Source organism: Aliarcobacter vitoriensis (assembly GCF_048320235.1).
GTDB lineage: Bacteria > Campylobacterota > Campylobacteria > Campylobacterales > Arcobacteraceae > Aliarcobacter > Aliarcobacter vitoriensis.
Genome location: NZ_CP182882.1, coordinates 364,314 through 383,044, shown reverse-complemented (window position 1 = coordinate 383,044; position 18,731 = coordinate 364,314). Strand labels below are relative to the sequence as shown.

Genomic DNA, 18,731 nt, shown 5'->3' with positions numbered 1-18,731 from the left:
ATATAACATAAATATTATAAGGTGATTAATTATGGAAGCGACATTCTTTATAGTGACATTTCAAATTCTTATTATTGGTGTTTATATGTTTTTTTCTAGAAAAATTTGAATGCAATCATTAAATTTAAAAATTTTAGATACAATAGCAAAAAAATTTTAAGGGATTAATTTGAAACAAAAACCAATTATTTCATATTTTTATGGTTTCTTTGCAGTTTGGTTTGTAGCAACTATTCTATTATTTTTGTATGGTGGATTCTTTGCAGTTTATCAAGGGACGATACTTTCAGTTTTGGAATTGAGTTTATCATTTGATAATGCTGTTGTAAATGCTACTATTTTGGCTACAATGGCTCTTGTTTGGAGAAGAAGATTTCTTATTTGGGGAATGCTAATAGCAGTTTTTGGTGTTAGATTTGTATTTCCTATTTTAATAGTATATTTTTCAACTTCTATGGGATTTATTGATTCTTTTGATCTTGCAGTGAATAATCCAGTTGAATATGAAAAGATTATACAAAATTCTCATCACGTTATTATGTCTTTTGGTGGAATGTTCCTTTTGATGCTATTTTTAAAGTTTTTATTTGATGAAAATAAAGATATTCACTGGATAAAAAGTATCGAAAATTTTGCAGTTAAACTTTCAAAAGTAGGTGATATAAAGGCACTTTTTATAATGTTTTTAATGTTAGGTATCACGTATATTGCCCCAAATGAAGTCGTGATGGGTGATAAAATGGTAACTGTAAATAAGTTAGAAATTTTGGTTCCAATGATTATTGGAGTTATTGCTTTTTATTTAATAGAACTTTTAAAAGGTGTTATTGAAAGTAGAAATGAAGATGAGGAATCAGGAGCAGATGTTACAAAATTAAGTGGTGGCTTTGTATCTTTTATGTATCTTGAACTTATCGATATGAGTTTTTCTCTTGATGGAGTTTTAGGAGCATTTGCTATTACTCAAAATATTGTTATTATAATGTTAGGTCTTGGTGTTGGAGCAATGGCAGTTAGAAGTCTTACAATATATATGGTTGAACGAGAAGTTGTTTCAAAATATATCTATTTAGAACATGGAGCTATGTGGAGTATTGGACTTTTAGCTTTATCTATGTTGATTCAAATTTTTTACCATTTACCCCCAATGCTTATAACAACTTTTGCTATTGTTCCTATAACATTGGCATTCATTCACTCAATCTATAAAAATAGACAATTTATTTTAGATGGGAAATAGTAAGTAAAAATTACTTACTATTTTTTATAATCACCATTTCAAAAGAACTTTTCTGTACAACTAAAGCTTTTTTATCAGGTACTACACTTAGAGAGTTGATATTTTGTATTTTATTTTTATATATTTCAACTTCATTTTCTAAATCTTCTATTTTTTTGTTTAATTGTAAGATAATATCAACACCAGCAATATTTACTCCTAATTCTCTTGTTAAAGTTAAAACATATTTTATGTGATTTATATCTTTTTGTGAATAAAGTCTTATTTTACCATTTGTACGGCTCGGTTTTATTAGACCTTCTCTCTCATATTGTCTTAGGGTTTGTGGATGAATATTTAAAATTTCTGCAACAGCTGATATTAAATATACAGGTTCTATATAACTATTCTTTTCCATTTCTCAAAACTCCTTTTAGTTATTTGGAAGTTTCTCTTCCATTATTTTTACTAAACTTTCATCTAACTCTTCAAGTTTTGGTAAAACAATATTTGCTTTGAGATATAAATCTCCTTTTATTCCACTTTTTCTATTTAAAACGCCAAGCTCTTTTACTCTAAATTTTTGATTTTGCTTAGTATTTTGAGGGACTTTTAAGGTAATATCTTTATGAATTGTTTTTATATCAATTTTACCACCAAAAAGTGCAGTTTTTAAAGGAACATCAAAATATTTTGTCAATGTATCACCTTCTCTTGAGTATTCGTTGCTTGGAGATACATTTATTTTAAGGATTAAATCACCTTTTTGTCCTTGATATGATTTCCCTTTCCCTTTAGCTCGTATCTTTTGACCACTTTCAATTCCTTCTGGTATTTTTACATCAAAAGAGTCATTGCTTAAAGATATATGTTGTTTACCACCAAGAATTGATATATCAAAAGGTATTGTAACTTGAGCATTTGTATCTAAATCTGGTTCATCAAAACCAAAATTTCCAAATCCACCTCTACTAAAACCACCACCAAACCCACCAGCTCCACCAAACATCTGTCTTAGAATCTCATCTAAATCAACACCTTGTCCTTGGCTTCGTGCAAAATCACTAAAATTTTGTCCACCAAACATAGAATCACCATATTGGTCATATTGTTGTTTTTTTTCTGGATTACTTAAAACTTCATAAGCTGCATTTATCTCTTTAAATTTGTCTTCAGCTTTTGGGTCTTTATTTACATCTGGATGATATTTTCTTGCAAGTTTTCTATAAGCTTTTTTTATCTCTTCAGGAGTTGCATTTTCACTAACTTCTAATGTTTCATATAAACTTTTTGCCATATTTTCTTCCTATTCTAATAAATTATTCAAATTTTAGAATTTAATTATATCAAAAAGGTTGAGTCAATGTCAATCAACTTTATAAGGAAGAGTTATTTTAAATATAGCACCTTTACATACAATATTATTATGCATAAATTTAATATTTTTAACACTAATATCTCCACCCATACTCTGATTTATAATCTTTCTAGTCATATATAAACCAAGTCCTGTTCCTTGATATTGATGTTTTGTTGTGAAGTAAGGTTCAAAAATTTTATCAATAATATCAGCTTTTATTCCAGATGCATTATCTAAAATTGAAATTTCAACAAAATTTCCAACTTTTTTTGTACTAACTTTGATGATTCTAGTATCATCTTCTTTTATATTTAAGTTTAAGGCATCTTTTGCATTATTAAGAATATTTATTATTGCTTGAGAAAATTCATTTTCTACATTATAAACATAGATATTATCTTCTAAATCTAAGATTATTTCTATATTGAAGTTTCTAAAAAAATCTTCTACTAAAGTTATACTATTTTTAATATTTTCATTTACATTAAATAAAGATTTATCTTTATGTATTTTAAGAAAATCATTAAAAGTATCAATTGTATTTGAAAGGTGTTCAGTTGTCTTTAAAATAAGTTTTAATGAATCTTTTAAACTATCACTATCCAAATTATCCAAATCATTTTTAAGTTTAATATTTGATGCAGTAATAGATATAATATTTAAAGGTTGCCTCCATTGGTGTGCAATATTTGCTATCATTTCGCCCATCGCTGCTAATTTTGATTGTTCAGCCATGAGATTTTCTTTTCTTTTTATATCTTCTATATCAATAATAGTCAGAATTTTAAAAATTTGCTTATTTATAAAAGCATCTTTTACATTTATAACTGCACTGAATTTACTACCATCATCTCTAATTATTACAGTTTCAATACTATTTTTATTTGATTTTTCGCAGATATATTTATCAAAAATTATTTCATTGAAATTTTTATTTATTAAATCAAATTTAATATCCTTATTCAAAAGTTCAACTGCAATTTTATTGCAATCAACTACTTTGTCATCTTTAAAAATAATAATAGCTTCCATTGTAGCATCTAAAATAAGTCTTAGCTCTTCATTTTTCTCATTCAGTTCTTCTTTTGCAACTTTTAATTTAAAGTTGATTTCACTCAATAGTGTTACATCATAAATATACAAAACAACTAACTCATTTTCAATATCTAAAGGTGCTATTGTTATGCTTTGTTGCATTTGGTTAAATACTTTATCAGCAACATTTTTTAACTCTATGTTTATAAGATAATCATTTGTCTGAGGAGTATAAAAAGTAGGTGAATTAAGTTTTAGAGAAGTAATTATTTTTCTTTTTAATCTTTTTTCATCTATATTTGAATAAAAAGATAAAATATTTTTATCTACAATTGCTGAACTACTAATTCCTGTTCTTAGTTCAAGCCATTTATTCCAAAATATAACAGTTAAATCTTTGTTTAGTACTATAATTCCATTATCAACTGTATTTGTGATGATATCACATCTAGTATCTTTTATTTTCAAAGTTCATCCAAAATTTTATTTAGTTTATCTTTTATAAAAAGAATAGAGTTATCAGTTGTTAATATAAATAGTTCTCCATGAATATTTAAATCTTCAAACTCTAATTTTGTAGATATTATAATAACTTTTTCATAGTTATTTATAAAAAGATTATTCAATTGTTTCATTGAATTTACAACTTTTATTGTTGGTGCTGAAAAGGAAACATTTGTTTCTATATCTTCAGCTAGTTTACTAATAGTTGATGATGATAGAACATTTGTTATTTCTAAAGTTATATCACAAATATCTTCATCTGTTATTTCATCTTCATTTAATCCAAATTTATATGCCATATTAATTGCAGATTTTTTATCAATTAAAAACATATTTTCACCACTTAAACGACCATTTATTTGTTGAAGAGCAATTAGATGCTCATTTTCAAGATTTAACTCATTTGATAAATGCTCTTGTAATTTTGAAGCATCTATAATTTTTATTTTTGGAATACTTAATCTTGCAAAAGCATCTAAAATTTCAGTAATTGCAGCTGTCGCACTACCATAAGCAACATTCATAAGTTCTTGAAGGCAATCTATTTCGTCTTCTGTTAGTATTATATTTGATTCCATTTTTAGCCTAAAATACTAGTTTATTTAATATTTGTTGCATTTTTGTAATATCAATAGGTTTTTTTATAAAATTAAATGCACCAAGTTCTATAGCTCTATCGATAGCTTGTTTTTGAATATCTGCTGAAATTATTATAACTTTTGCCTCTTTATCAAACTCTTTTATATATTTTAAAGAATCAAAACCATTCATAATAGGCATTGTTAAATCCATAAAAGTTATATTTGGTTTATGTTCTTTATATAAATCCAATGCTTCTTGTCCATTTTGTGCTTCAAGAATTTGATATTCTTGACCTAGAGCTTCTTCTATAGTCCTTATAACCATTTTTCTTGCTATTTTTGAATCATCAGTTACCAAAATTTTCATAAACTACCTTTTAAAATAATATTGTATTTTATCGAGTAATATTTAAAAATTACTTTATGAAATTTAGATATACTCTTTTTTATGAAAAAGTATGACTATATAATTATTGGAGCAGGAATTTGTGGATGCTCTTTATCTTATTTTTTAAAACAATATTCAAAAAATATTTTATTGATAGATAAAAATAGTGATGTTGCTTTTGGAGCAAGTGGAGCTGCTGGAGCATTTTTATCTCCACTTTTAGGAAAACCAAATGAGTTTAAATCTTTGGTTACAAAAGCTTTAAAATTCTCTTTGGAAATTTATAAAAAAGATTTTGCCGAATATTTTCAAAATTTTGGAACTTGTAGAATTCCAAAGAATCAAGAAGATTTTGATAAATTTAAAAGTTATATTCCTCATATGGATTTTGATTTTAAGGCTTTTGAAGATGGCTATTTTTTTGATATTGGAAGTGTTGTTAGCTCTTATGAAATATGTAAAAAATTATCTAAAGATGTAGAAAAATTATTCAATTATGATGTTTTAAAAATAGAAAAAAAAGATGATTTATGGATAATAAATGATGAAATTGAAGCAAAAAAGTTATTTTTATCTACAGGTGCAGATATATCTTTAATAAATGAAGAATATTTTGATATAAGAGCAGTTTGGGGACAAAAAATAGATATTTTGAGTTCTACAAAAATAGATATAAATTATCATAAAGAGTGTTCATTATCAAAAAATATTCCTAAAAATGGTAAAAATTTTATCTCTATTGGAGCAACACACCACAGATTCAAAGAAAATATGGAAGATACTTCATATAATTTGAAACTTAAAAATATAAATAATATAAAACATAATAAAAAAACTTTAGAAATAATAAACAATGATACAGAGGAACTTTTAAAAAAAGCAAATGATATAAAAAAGCTAGAAGATATTGAAGTTATTGATATAAAAATAGGCTCAAGAGCTTCTAGCATAGATTATTTTCCTATGGTTGGAACTTTAGTTGATAGCAAAAAAAGTTTTGAAAAATATCCTCATATCAAAAATGGTACACACATTAAAAATGAAAATTTAGTACTTTATGAAAATATTTACACTTTAAATGGTGTAGGAGGAAGAGGCTTTGTACTTTCGTTGTATTTGGCTTCAAATTTGGTAGAGTTTGTAATAAATAATAAGATATTAGATGATAATATTACAAACTATAGATTATTTTCACGATGGGCAAAAAAATATAAGGATTAAAATGAAAAATACAATAAAAGTAGTTTTTTTAGGTTTAGTAGGATTTGCGTTGTTAGTTTATTTGACAATTCCAGATTTCAGTAATGAAGATGAGATAAAACAAGAGTTAAGTTTAAATGATATTCCTAATTTTTTTGATGTTATAGGTAAAAATCCATATACAAAAAAAGATGAACTTTTTAAAAATAGTGAACAAAGTTACATAATTGTATTAAATCATGATTCTTTAGCTATTTTTAAAGATTTGTATAAAAAAACAAATAAAAATATAGTTTTAGTTGCAAATATATCAAATACTCCTTGGTTGATTAAACAAATAGCTATAAATGGTGAACTTGAAAAAATGTATCAAACTTCAAAAATTCCTTTAATAAATGATTCTGATGGTTCTTTTATAAAAGCTTTAAGATTAGATGATAATTCACAAAATAGCTATTTTGTATATACTATTTTTGAAGATGGTAGTATAGAAAGGCTTTTTAAAAGTAGTGTAAAAAAAGGTGCATTGCAAGATGGAATAACGAATGATGAAATAGATATAAATTTGGATGAGTTTTTTAAAAACTTAAACAAGTTTGAGTAAAACTGTAACAAAACTAAAAAAAAACTTAATTTTAATATTTCTTATATAAAATTAGAACAAGATAAATATTCGTATTCGATAAAATCGGAAATATTTTTTTACCAAAAATTAAAAAATCTTTAATATATTAAATTTTCACTCTTTTCCCAAAAAAACATTAAGTATTGTATAAGTATTAAAGGATTATCTTTTAGATACAGATATTTATTTGTAGGAGGAACAGATATGACTGATTCAATGGATAGAGTAAGGGAAGTATTTACTCAAAAATCAACAAGAGTAAATACAAATAAAGGTGATGAGTATTATAACTTATTATTTGAAAAATCAAAAAATAGATTAAAAGCTTTAAGAGAAGAAACACCACTTAAAAATATTGATATGCTAGATATTATAGAGAGTGAAGGAATAAATAGAAGGGATTTTATGAAGTGGGTGAGTGCAACAACTGCTACTCTTATGCTTCCTCCTATGTTTGCTCCACTTGTAGCAGAAGCTACTGAGCTTATGAATAGAGTACCTGTTCTTTGGCTAGAGTTACAAGACTGTGCTGGAAATTCTGAAGCACTTTTAAGAAGTTCTGCTCCAACAGTTGATGATTTGCTGTTTGATGTTTTAAGTTTGGAATTTCATGAAGCATTACAAGCAGCTGCTGGACATGATGCTGATAAACAACTTGAAGAAGCAGTTGAACACTTTAAAGGTAAATATTTACTTTTTGTAGAAGGTTCAATTCCTATGGCTATGAATGGTCAATATGGTACGATTGGTGCTATGGGAGAAACTTTCCATGAACATCTAATGAGAATATCAAAAGATGCAGCAGCTATTGTTGCTGTTGGTACATGTGCTACCTTTGGTGGAGTTCCAGCTGCTGCTCCTAATCCAACAGGTGCTGTTGGTGTTATGGATTTAGTAAAGGGAAAACCAATAGTAAATATTCCAGCTTGTCCTGCAAATCCAGCAAATATGGTTGGAGTAATCTTACATTATGTTTTAACTGGACAAATTCCAGAACTTGATTCACTTTTACGACCTAAGTTTGCATTTGGTTATAGAATTCATGATAACTGTGAAAGAAGAGCTCATTTTGATGCTGGCGAGTTTGTTGAAGAGTGGGGAGATGAAGGGGCTAAAAATAATTGGTGTCTATATAAAGTCGGTTGTAAAGGACCTATGACATTTAATAACTGCTCAATCATAAGATATAATGATGGTATAAATTGGCCTATAGGTGTTGGTAGAGGCTGTATTGGGTGTAGTGAGCCAGATTTTTGGGATAAATATGCTTATGAAAGACCAATGGCAACTGCACGAATAAAAGCTCCAACAGGTGGAGTTGAAAAAACTGTTGATGAATTTGGACTAGGATTATTAACAGCAACTGCTGTTGGTATTGGAGTTCATGCTGTTGCAAGTATCATTGCTGGTAAAAAATCAAATGAAGGAGAAGAAAAATAATGGCAAAAAAACATTTAGTAATTGATCCAATTACAAGAATTGAAGGACATCTTAGAATTGAAGCAATTATAGATGAAAACAATGTTGTAACAGATGCTTATTCTTCTTCAACAATGTTTAGAGGAATTGAAGAAATACTAAAAGGAAGAGATCCAAGAGATTGTGGATTACTTGCAATGAGAATTTGTGGAGTTTGTACAGGAACACATTATCAAAGAAGTATTGAAGCAGTTGAACATGCTTTTAATGTAACTATTCCAAAAAATGCAAGGTTAGTTAGAAACCTTATACAAGGTGCTTTATACCTTCATGATCATATTGTTCATTTTTACCATTTACATGCACTTGATTGGGTTGATATAACTGAAGCACTTAAAGCTGATCCTAAGGCAACTGTTGTTGAAGCTCAAAAGTGGGCAAAAATATCAGGGCAAAGACCATGGAATGCAAATGAAGATGTATATGCTCAAGTTCAAGAAAGGGTTACAAAATATGTAAAACAAGGAAGACTAGGGATTTTTGGAAATGCTTACTGGGGTTCAAAAGGGTTTAAACTTACTCCTGAACAAAACTTAATTGGACTATCTCATTATCTTGATGCACTTGAATTACAAAGAGATTTAGCAAAAATGATGGCTATTTTTGGTGGTAAAAACCCACATCCACAATCTTTTGTTGTTGGTGGAGTTACATGTGTTCAAGATATTAAAAATCCTGCAAGAATTGCAGAATTTAAACAAATTTTAAAAAGAGGTCAGAAATTTACAAAGGAAGCATATTTAAGTGATGTTTATATGGCTGGAACTATGTATGCTGATGAAGCTTTAGAAGGAATTGGTGGAGGTGTAGGAAACTATATGTCTTATGGTGGGTTTAGATTAGATGATTTACCATTTTATAACTCTTCAAAACTTTTTCCATCAGGAATTGTAAAAAATAGAGATTTAACTAAAGTTTTTGAAGTAGATGAAACTAAAATAACAGAAGATGTAACTCATGCTTGGTATGAAGGTAATACAAATTTACATCCATATGATGGAGTTACTAAGCCAAATTATACAGGTTTTGGTAAGAAAGAAGATAATATTGCATATTTAGATACAAAAAATAAATATTCTTGGATTAAATCACCTCTTTATGACGATGAGAGAATGGAAGTTGGTCCTCTTGCTAGAATGATTGTAGGATATGCAAGTAATGATGAAAGAATCAAAAAATATGTTACAAATTTTTTAACAAATGCAAATCTTCCTGCAAATGTATTATTTTCAACAGTTGGAAGAACAGCAGCACGTGCAATAGAAAGCGAGCTTATGGCTGATATTATGATGGAATGGGTAGATGAGTTAGCTTTAAATGTTGCACATGGAGATTTATCAACTTGGACGGAGTTTGATTTTAATAATGTTGCGAAAGATGCAAAAGGAATAGGACTTGAAGAGGCTCCTAGAGGTGCATTAGGACATTGGGTAAAAATAAAAGATGGAAAAGTAGAAAATTATCAAGCAGTTGTTCCCTCAACGTGGAATGCAGCTCCTAGGGATTATAAAGGAAAATTAGGTGCTTATGAATCATCATTGATTGGTACAAAGGTAGCAAATCCTGATCAACCTTTAGAAATTTTAAGAACTATTCATAGTTTTGATCCGTGTATTGCTTGTGCTGTTCATATCATAGATACAAATGGTAAAGAACTTGGTGTATATAAAGTAAATCCAATTTAAGGAGTAACTTATGGCAAAAAATATAGAAGTAAAAAGAATGACTAAAACTATGAGAATAGTGCATTGGGTAACATTCTTTAGTATGATAATTGCAGTAGTTACTGGACTGTATATTGGACATCCATATTATCAAACATTTATAGCTGACCCAGCTGTAGATAAATATGTAATGGCTTGGAATAGATGGTCACACTTTATAGTTGCTATTATCTTTGATGTAACAGCTGTTTTAGTTGGATATTTATACTTTTTTTCTAGGTTTGAAAAACCATATAAAAAGCTAATTCCAACAAAAACAAATCTTGTTGAATTTTTTGAGGTATTTTTAAATTTAATTACATTAAATAGAAGAAAAAAATTTAATTCAGCCCATAGTGATAGCTTTAATATTGTATTTTTTACAATATTCCATCTATTGTTAGGGTTTATGTTATTTACAGGACTTCAACTGTATGTACATGGATTGGCTTCTGGAGAAAGTTCTATTGGTACTTGGTGGCCAGCAATGCTACACTTAGTTACAGATTGGACTTTATATGTTTTTGGTGGAAATATGGGAGTTAGAATAGCTCATCATTATACTATGTATTTTATTTTAGTATGGGTTATGTTTCATATTTACTATCAAGTTTGGAGAACAATATTCTGGAAAGAAGGTGATATTGCTATTGTTTTTGGTGGAAGTAAATTTGTAAAAGAAGAGGAGAAATAAGAGTTAAGCGAAAGCTTGATTCTTAAACTTTATATGAAAAAATCTATTGTAATTGGTGTTGGTAATATGCTCTTTAAAGATGAGGGCATAGGTATTTATGCAAGTGAATATATAAAGCAAAACTATAATATTAGTAGTGATTTAGAGATAATTGATGGTGGAACATTAGGATTTAAGCTAATGGCATATTTTCAAGATTATGATAATGTCATTATCTTAGATACTGTATCTATTGAAGATGAAGTTGGATCTATTTTTAGACTTCCTAGTGATGTTTTATTAGGACTTGGAAAATATAGAAAAACTGCCCATGAAGTAGAAATTATTGAAATGTTAGAGATAGTTTCTGTATTAGATTCTCATGCAAATGTAACAATCATAGGTATAGTTCCTCAAGATATACAGAGTGTAGAAATAGGTCTTACTCAAAAAATGGAAGAATTTTTTCCTCTTTTTATAAAAACTGCATTGAAAGAAATTGAAGATTTAGGTTTTTCATATTCAAAAAAAGATGAGATAGGTGTTAGTGATATAGTAAAAAGTATGATAGGAAGCTACAATGGTACACATTTAAGTAGAATTCCAAATGAAGAGGATTTTACTCATGAAATTAATCTATAAAATTGAATTTAATTCAACAGCTTTATATTTTAAAAAATTAATTGATGAATTAATAGTTGAAGATAATATAAAAGCATTCACAAAACAATATTTTGGATTTATTCTTATAATTTTTGAAGATAGTAGTGACAAAATAGAAGAATTCTTTACTACTTTAGAAAAAAAACTTCCTATTTCTATGTTTATATCAAAATCTTATGTTATTGATACTTTTGATGAAAATTTGGAAGAGATAAAAGATTTTAATATCAAACCAAATTTTGAGATTTTAACACTAAAAAAAATAAATGAAATTTTAGAAGATAATTACTTTGATTTTTTAGATAATATAATAAAATTATCTAAAAATGAAGTTGTTGAATATAAAAATATAAAAATATTTTTACCAAATAAAAAGATTTTAGAAGAATTGAAAATAAATAATGAAGAGATTAAACTTTTAATTTGCAATAGTAATAAAATAAGTAATATTGTAAAAATCGATGACTCTGATTTAGCTTTGTTATGTTCTATTGAAAGACCTCTTGTAAGATTAAAGCTTCAAGATGAATACTTAAATATTTCAAATTCAAAATATATTTATACAAGATTACCAAATAATAAAGATATGTTACTTCTCTCACAAGCTTTAACTAAACAAAATATAGATTATATTTTATATACAAGTGATGAAAAAGAGTTAAAAGCTATAAATAATAATGATAAAAATATTGTTATAAGTGATGAAAAAACACTTTTCCCTAAATATGATTTTGCTTTAAAAAAAGTTTTTAATACAAAAGAAGAGTATTTTAACTCTTTTCCAAATATATATAAGTCAATTATTTCTTATGAATTAAAAGAGAATATTTCAACTATTGGAGTATATTTTTCACAAAGCTCAAAAAATAGTTTTGTAGATATAAATATTTCAAATGGAAAAGAAAAAAGAGTTATATATGTTCCAGAAATAGACAATTCTATTGATAAAGTTTTTGAAGATATTTCATTTATTGATGAAAATTCTAAAAGATTGATAGATAATTTTATAAAAAAATACCCTGATATTTTAAATCAAAAATTATCAAACTTAAATTCATTTGGTTCTATCATCGAAATTTGTGCAAAAGTTTTAGGTTTAAATAATATTCTTGAATTTGAAGAGTTGGTATTGAGTAGTAGCTATTCTAATGGTGTTCAAATTGATATGAAAATTAATAAAGTTGAAGATAAAAATTATTTAGATTATAGAAAAATTATTCAATCAATAATGTCATATAAAATGGCCGATGTTGATAATGAAACATTAGCTTACTCATTTTATGAATTTTTAGGGGAATTTATTGTTGAATATTCAAAAGAGATAGCAAGACAAATAAAAGCAAAAGATATAGTTCTTTGTGGAGATATTTTTGCAAACAGATTAATTTTAAATAAAGTTTTAAAAGAGTTAAGTAAAAATCACAATCTAATTTTACCAAAAGAGTATCCTTTAGATTATTAGAAATCCACAAACAAGAGAGTATATAAGATAAATATGATAGAATAAACCCTATATTATTTAAAAAGGTCGCACTTGAAAAATAAAAAACTCTATGAAAAATTATCTAATAGGTTATTAGATTTAGAAAAACTACCAAGATTTAAAGAAGAAAAATCTATTGATTCTCATTTGGAGGAAAAAGGTATCTCAAGAAGAGATTTTATGAAATGGGCTACAGCAATGACTGCTATGCTAGCACTTCCTGCAACTTTTACTCCTTTAGTTGCAAAAGCAGCCTCTTTAAGTGATAGACTACCTATTATTTGGCTTCATATGGCTGAATGTACAGGATGTAGTGAATCATTACTTAGAACAGATGCTCCAACTATTGATTCATTAATTTTCGATTATATATCTTTAGAGTATCATGAAACTTTGATGGCAGCAGCTGGATGGCAAGCTGAACACAATCTTGAATCAGCTATTGAAAAATATAAAGGAAGATATATTTTAATGGTTGAAGGTGGGATTCCAACTGGAGAAAATGCTACTTTCTTAACTATTGGTGGCCATGGAAAAACAGGAGAACAATCAGCAATTGATGCTTCAAACAATGCTTTAGCAATATTTGCAATAGGAACTTGTTCATCTTTTGGTGGAGTTCAAGCAGCAATTCCAAATCCAACTGGAGCAAAAGCTTTATCGAAAGTTACAGATAAATTAGTAATAAATGTTCCTGGCTGTCCTCCAAGTGAAAAAAATATAGTTGGAACTTTACTTCATTATATTCTTTATGGAACTTTACCATCTCTTGATGTTTACAATAGACCAAAATGGGCTTATGGATTAAGAATTCACGATTTATGTGAAAGAAGAGGGCATTTTGACGCAGGTGAGTTTGTAGAAGAGTTTGGAGATGAAGGTGCAAAAAAAGGATATTGTTTATATAAAGTAGGTTGTAAAGGGCCATATACTTTTAATAACTGTTCAAAAAATAAATTTAATTCTCATACTTCTTGGCCTATTCAAGCAGGGCATGGCTGTATTGGGTGTAGTGAACCAAATTTTTGGGACACTATGGGACCTTTTGAAGAACCAATTGCAAATAGACTTTATAGTACAGTATTCAAAGGTTTAGGAGCTGATGCAACAGCTGATAAAATAGGAGTTGGATTACTAACTCTTACAGGAATTGGTATTGCAGCACATGCAGCTATTTCAAAATTTAAAAATCCAAAAGATTCGCAAGAAGGAGAACATGATGCCGAATAAAAGAGTAATAATAGACCCAATTACAAGAATTGAAGGGCACTTGCGAATAGAAGTTGAAGTTGATGAAAATAATGTGATTCAAAAAGCGTATTCATCTTCGACATTATGGAGAGGTTTAGAAACAATAGTAAAAAATAGAGACCCAAGAGATGCTGGGTTTTTAATGCAAAGAATCTGTGGTGTTTGTACATTTTCTCATTATAGAGCAGGAATTGAAGCAGTTGAAGATGCTTTAGGAATAGTTCCACCAATAAATGCAAAACTTACAAGAAGTTTGATGAATATGGCTTTGTTTATGCATGACCATATAGTACATTTTTACCATTTACATGGTCTTGATTGGGTTGATGTTGTATCTGCTCTTGATGCAGATGAACAAAAAGCTTCAAAAGAGGCATTTAAATATAGTGATTTCCCAATAGCAACTGGAGAAAATGACTTAAAAAAAGTAAAAACAAGAGTTAAAGAGTTTGTAGAAAAAGGACAATTAGGACCGTTTGCAAATGCTTATTGGGGACATAAAACTTATAGATTAAGTCCTGAACAAAACTTAATTTTATTAAGTCACTATTTAAAAGCTTTAGAAGTTCAAAGAGATTTAGCAAAACTTATGGCTATTTTTGGGGGAAAACAACCACATCCACAAAGTTTAACAGTTGGTGGAGTAACTTGTGTTATGGATTTATTAGACCCTTCAAGAATGGGAGAATATTTAACTTTATTTAAAGTTGGTGCAGAGTTTATAGAAAATGCTTATCAAGCAGATATCATAATGGCAGCAAGCGTATTTAAAGATGAGTTATCTGTTACAAGACCAGCTGGAGTTATGAATTTTATGGCTCATCAAGAGATGAGATTAAATAAAACGGAATTTTTATTTGATTCTGGAATTATTTTTGATGGAGATTTATCAAAAGTTTACGATATAAATGAAAATTTGATAACAGAAGAAGCAACTCACTCTTGGTATGAAAACAATGAAGCACTTCATCCTTATGATGGTAAAACAAATCCTTTATATACAGGATTAAGAGATATGGATACTATTGGAATGAATAACGAAGTAGTTCATTCTAAAGTTGTAGATGAAAAAGGAAAATATACTTGGATTAAATCTCCAAGATATGATGGAAATGCTATGGAAGTTGGACCTCTTGCATGTATTTTAATATCTTATGCAAAAGGAAATAAAAAAATAGTTCCAATAGTAGATGAGTTTCTACAAAAAACTGGTTTACCAAAAAGTGCATTATTTACTACATTAGGAAGAACAGCAGCTAGAATGTTACAAGTAAAAGCTGTTGCTAAACATGGATTAGAAGCTTTTCATACTTTAATAGAAAATCTAAAAGTAGATGAGACAACTTTTACTTCTTATAATATTGATAAAGATAAAGAGTATAAAGGAAGATTTATAGGAGATGTTCCAAGAGGAATGTTATCTCACTGGATTAGAATAAAAAATGGAGTTGTTGAAAACTATCAAGCTGTTGTTCCTTCAACTTGGAATGCAGGACCAATAGATGCAAAAGGACAAATGGGACCTTATGAAGCAAATTTAGTTGGTTTAAAAGTTCAAGATATTTCTCAACCTCTTGAAATTATCAGAATAATACACAGTTTTGACCCTTGTATTGCTTGTGCAGTTCATGTTATGGATAAAAAAGGTAATGACTTAGGAACATACAAAGTAGATCCATTATACGGTTTTTCTTGCTAATATAAATTGGAGCATATAATATGATAAAAAAACATTATGAATACTCTTTATGGCTAAGGATTACTCACTGGCTTAGAATGCTTGCTATTACAGTTTTGACTTTTACTGGATTTTATTTAGCATATCCATTTATATCTCCTTCTTTAAATGGAGGTGAGCCAACAAACTTTTTAAATGCTTTGATGAGAAGTTGGCATATTATTTTTGGATTTTTATTGATTTGTGTAACTATTGGAAAAATGTATTTATTCTTTTTTGATAGAGAAAGTAAAAAAGAAAGAATATCTTTTTTTGATTTTATTTCACCAAAAATGTGGATAAAACAGATAAAGTATTATATTTTAATAGGTGAACACACTCATATAAAAGGTGTTTATAATCCACTACAATTTATGGCATATTCTGGAATTTATATATCTTTGATACTTATTTCTTTGACTGGATTGATTTTACATATTCATGTTTACCATGAAGGATTAGGTGGGCTTTTGTATGATGTTTTAAGACCAATAGAGGTTTTAATGGGTGGATTAGCTATGGTTAGAGAAATTCATCATATTTGTATGTGGGTTTTTATAATATTTTTACCTATTCATATATATTTGGTTGTTTTTAACTCTGTTTATGGAAAAAAAGGAGATATGGACTCTATTATCTCTGGATATAAATGGGAAGACCATAAATAATGAATATCTTGATTTTAGGAATAGGAAATATCCTATTTCAAGATGAAGGGATTGGTGCACATTTTATTCACTATTTAGATGAAAAGTATGAGTTTATATCGCAAAAAAATAGTGTAAGTTTAGTGGATGGTGGAACTTTAGCTCAAAGATTGATTCCAGAAATTGTAAAGTATGATGAAGTTTTGATTATTGATTGTATTGATGCAATAAATTCAAAAGCTGGAGATGTTTTTTTCTTTGATTTTAAAAAAGTTCCTTCAAATATAAACTGGCAAGGAAGTGCTCATGAAGTTGAGATGCTTCAAACACTAAATATGATTGATATGAATAAAGATTTACCTACAACGCATATTTTAGGAGTAATTCCTAAAAGAGTTGCAGATGATACTACTTTTGAGTTAAGCAGTGAAATTATAGAAGCTTCAAAAACTATGGAAAAAGTCATAGTTGAGCATCTTTTAAAACTTGAAGTTACAGTAAAACAAATAAAAGAAGTTGATATAAGAAACATAGCTTTGGTTTCTTTTAAAAGAGATATTATAAATGGTCCTAAAGTTTAAATTTACCTATAAATCAAGTGATAAAACTTTAGTAAAGTTTTTGGATTTTGCTTCAAAGAAGTTCGATTGTAGCTATAAAATATATCAGGAACTTGATTTTATTTGTTTATATATGCAAGCAAATGAACAGATTTTAGAAGAGTTTTCTTCAACTTTATCTTTATATATTCCTATATCAATTTTTTATTATGGTATTGAAGTTGAAGTAGTTGAAAATTTACCAAAAGAGGATTCAACTACTATTTATGATGATAAAATCATATCTTTTTGTCCAACTTGTCTAAAAGAAGTTGAAGATGAAAAAAGTTTGGATTATTATAATGCTTTTAAATCTTGTGAAGTTTGTAAAGGCTTCGAAAATGCAACTTTTATCTTTGATAATAAAGAGATAAAATCACATAAAAATCTTTTTGAAAACTTAAGCCAACTAATAAATGAAGATAAAAAAATCAAAATAAAAACTTTAAGTGGAGTTTTTGTTTTTTCTAAAGTTAAAGATATAGAAAATCATAAAGAGTTATTGGTTACAAATTTAGAAAATATCAATACTTTGGTTGTAGAAAATGCAACTTCTATTGTAGCACTTGCAAGTATAGAAAAGCCACAAATTGAGTTTAAAATAAATGAGATATATAAACTAAAACATAATATAAAAAAAGAGAAAATTAGTTTACGATTTGCAAATGATTTGACTTTATATCTACTATGCTTAGAGCTTAAAAAGCTAAAGATTGATTTTTTAAATATTGAAGATGAAAATGCTAAATTTGACTATTTTTTAGATGTAAAAAGTAGTAATAATATCTTTTTAGATATTCCTAAAATAGTATGTTTTGATAATAAAAAGTTAATTTTAAATTCAAATCATTATCCAAAAAAACTGGATACTATTTTTAGTAAGTTTAAAGAAAAAGATAAAGCCCAATTCATGACTGTTTTAGCTGAAAATGAATTATTTGAGAAGTCTATTTTGAACTTTTATATGAGTTCTTTAAATGATGATAAAATCTCTTATTACTCACAAAATGGTTTAGTTGATATTTTAGAAGATTTATATATTCCAACTTCAATAAATGAAGTTTTTGAAAGTATAAAAAAAGACGTAAAAGGACAAAAACTTCTAAAAAACTATGAAGAAAAGTTTAAAAATGATTATGAAAAAGCACTAAATACAAAGATAGATTTTTCAAAAAAATCATTTTTTACATATTGGCAAATAACAAAAATAGCGCTAAATTTTGAAAATGATATAGTTTTAAATGCTTCAAATTCACTACTTGAAAAAGGACCTAGAATTGACTATAAAATTTTTGATAGTAAAAAGGTATTTAATAGAAAATTTGACTATTTACCACTTATAAAAACAGCCATGAGTTTTAAACTTGCAGGTGTTGATGAAGAAACTATTAGCTTAGGATTTATGGAGAGTTTTGCACACTTTATAGCCAATGAAGTTGATACTTTACATAATAGCTATGAACTTGATGGTATTAGTTTATGTGGTGATATGTTTGCAAATATTAGATTTAATCAACTTGTTGAAAAAAGTATAACAAAAAACTTCAAAATCTACTACAATAAAGAGTTTGTCATTCAAAAATAGGTATAGTTTTAAACTTATA

At 27.4% G+C, this 18,731-nt stretch carries 18 protein-coding genes; 13 read left to right on the top strand and 5 right to left on the bottom strand.

The genetic code is table 11. The features are described 5' to 3' along the window. Positions 1-169: 169 nt before the first annotated feature. Positions 170-1,240, top strand: a complete 1,071-nt coding sequence (locus tag ACNSOS_RS01905; protein ID WP_418185742.1) for a DUF475 domain-containing protein — start codon at positions 170-172, stop codon at positions 1,238-1,240. A 10-nt stretch (positions 1,241-1,250) separates the two neighbouring features. Here ACNSOS_RS01905 and ACNSOS_RS01900 read toward each other — a convergent pair whose 3' ends face one another. The 5 genes from ACNSOS_RS01900 to ACNSOS_RS01880 form a co-directional block, all read right to left on the bottom strand. Beyond that, positions 1,251-1,637, bottom strand: a complete 387-nt coding sequence (locus ACNSOS_RS01900; RefSeq protein WP_113893847.1) for a heat shock protein transcriptional repressor HspR — start codon at positions 1,635-1,637, stop codon at positions 1,251-1,253. 15 nt (positions 1,638-1,652) lie between these two features. Beyond that, positions 1,653-2,516, bottom strand: coding sequence for a DnaJ C-terminal domain-containing protein (locus ACNSOS_RS01895; RefSeq protein ID WP_418185741.1), 864 nt, complete (start codon positions 2,514-2,516; stop codon positions 1,653-1,655). Positions 2,517-2,585: 69 nt separating this feature from the next. Continuing rightward, a complete protein-coding gene (locus ACNSOS_RS01890; protein WP_113893845.1) occupies positions 2,586-4,082 on the bottom strand; it encodes a PAS domain-containing sensor histidine kinase in 1,497 nt (498 codons plus the stop codon). Beyond that, positions 4,079-4,696 (bottom strand): chemotaxis protein CheX, encoded by a 618-nt coding sequence (locus ACNSOS_RS01885; RefSeq protein ID WP_113893844.1) that lies wholly within the window; start codon positions 4,694-4,696, stop codon positions 4,079-4,081. Before ACNSOS_RS01885 ends, ACNSOS_RS01890 begins: the two co-directional genes overlap by 4 nt. Before the next feature lie 7 nt (positions 4,697-4,703). Beyond that, positions 4,704-5,066 carry a response regulator gene (locus ACNSOS_RS01880; protein WP_113893842.1) on the bottom strand — a complete coding sequence of 121 codons (363 nt, stop codon included), beginning with the start codon at positions 5,064-5,066 and terminating at the stop codon, positions 4,704-4,706. An 81-nt stretch (positions 5,067-5,147) separates the two neighbouring features. Here ACNSOS_RS01880 and ACNSOS_RS01875 point away from each other — a divergent pair, with 81 nt between their 5' ends. The 12 genes from ACNSOS_RS01875 (at position 5,148) to ACNSOS_RS01820 (ending at position 18,712) form a co-directional block, all read left to right on the top strand. Further along, on the top strand, positions 5,148-6,308 hold the full coding sequence (locus ACNSOS_RS01875) for an FAD-dependent oxidoreductase (RefSeq protein ID WP_418185740.1): 1,161 nt from the start codon (positions 5,148-5,150) through the stop codon (positions 6,306-6,308). A gap of 1 nt (position 6,309) precedes the next feature. Then, the gene (locus tag ACNSOS_RS01870) at positions 6,310-6,891 is read left to right on the top strand and encodes a hypothetical protein (protein WP_113909448.1); all 582 of its coding nucleotides are present in this window, start codon (positions 6,310-6,312) and stop codon (positions 6,889-6,891) included. Between the two features lie 225 nt (positions 6,892-7,116). Further along, positions 7,117-8,352: a hydrogenase small subunit gene (locus ACNSOS_RS01865; protein ID WP_418185739.1), complete on the top strand. Its 1,236-nt coding sequence runs from the start codon at positions 7,117-7,119 to the stop codon at positions 8,350-8,352. Then, positions 8,352-10,076, top strand: coding sequence for a nickel-dependent hydrogenase large subunit (locus ACNSOS_RS01860; protein ID WP_418185738.1), 1,725 nt, complete (start codon positions 8,352-8,354; stop codon positions 10,074-10,076). The genes ACNSOS_RS01865 and ACNSOS_RS01860 overlap by 1 nt, the downstream gene beginning before the upstream one ends. Positions 10,077-10,086: 10 nt before the next feature. Beyond that, positions 10,087-10,788 (top strand): cytochrome b/b6 domain-containing protein, encoded by a 702-nt coding sequence (locus tag ACNSOS_RS01855; protein WP_418185737.1) that lies wholly within the window; start codon positions 10,087-10,089, stop codon positions 10,786-10,788. A 15-nt stretch (positions 10,789-10,803) separates the two neighbouring features. Further along, the gene (locus ACNSOS_RS01850) at positions 10,804-11,409 is read left to right on the top strand and encodes a HyaD/HybD family hydrogenase maturation endopeptidase (protein WP_418185736.1); all 606 of its coding nucleotides are present in this window, start codon (positions 10,804-10,806) and stop codon (positions 11,407-11,409) included. Continuing rightward, a complete protein-coding gene (locus ACNSOS_RS01845; protein ID WP_418185735.1) occupies positions 11,393-12,892 on the top strand; it encodes a hypothetical protein in 1,500 nt (499 codons plus the stop codon). The genes ACNSOS_RS01850 and ACNSOS_RS01845 overlap by 17 nt, the downstream gene beginning before the upstream one ends. Positions 12,893-12,964: 72 nt before the next feature. Then, positions 12,965-14,143, top strand: a complete 1,179-nt coding sequence (locus tag ACNSOS_RS01840) for a hydrogenase small subunit (RefSeq protein WP_418185734.1) — start codon at positions 12,965-12,967, stop codon at positions 14,141-14,143. After that, entirely contained in the window at positions 14,133-15,863 is a 1,731-nt protein-coding gene (locus ACNSOS_RS01835) for a nickel-dependent hydrogenase large subunit (RefSeq protein WP_418185733.1), read from the top strand. The genes ACNSOS_RS01840 and ACNSOS_RS01835 overlap by 11 nt, the downstream gene beginning before the upstream one ends. A 20-nt stretch (positions 15,864-15,883) precedes the next feature. Further along, entirely contained in the window at positions 15,884-16,549 is a 666-nt protein-coding gene (gene cybH / locus ACNSOS_RS01830; protein ID WP_418185732.1) for a Ni/Fe-hydrogenase, b-type cytochrome subunit, read from the top strand. Next, on the top strand, positions 16,549-17,109 hold the full coding sequence (locus ACNSOS_RS01825) for a HyaD/HybD family hydrogenase maturation endopeptidase (RefSeq protein WP_418185731.1): 561 nt from the start codon (positions 16,549-16,551) through the stop codon (positions 17,107-17,109). The genes cybH and ACNSOS_RS01825 overlap by 1 nt, the downstream gene beginning before the upstream one ends. Next, positions 17,093-18,712, top strand: coding sequence for a hypothetical protein (locus ACNSOS_RS01820; RefSeq protein ID WP_418185730.1), 1,620 nt, complete (start codon positions 17,093-17,095; stop codon positions 18,710-18,712). Before ACNSOS_RS01825 ends, ACNSOS_RS01820 begins: the two co-directional genes overlap by 17 nt. Positions 18,713-18,731: the final 19 nt, after the last annotated feature.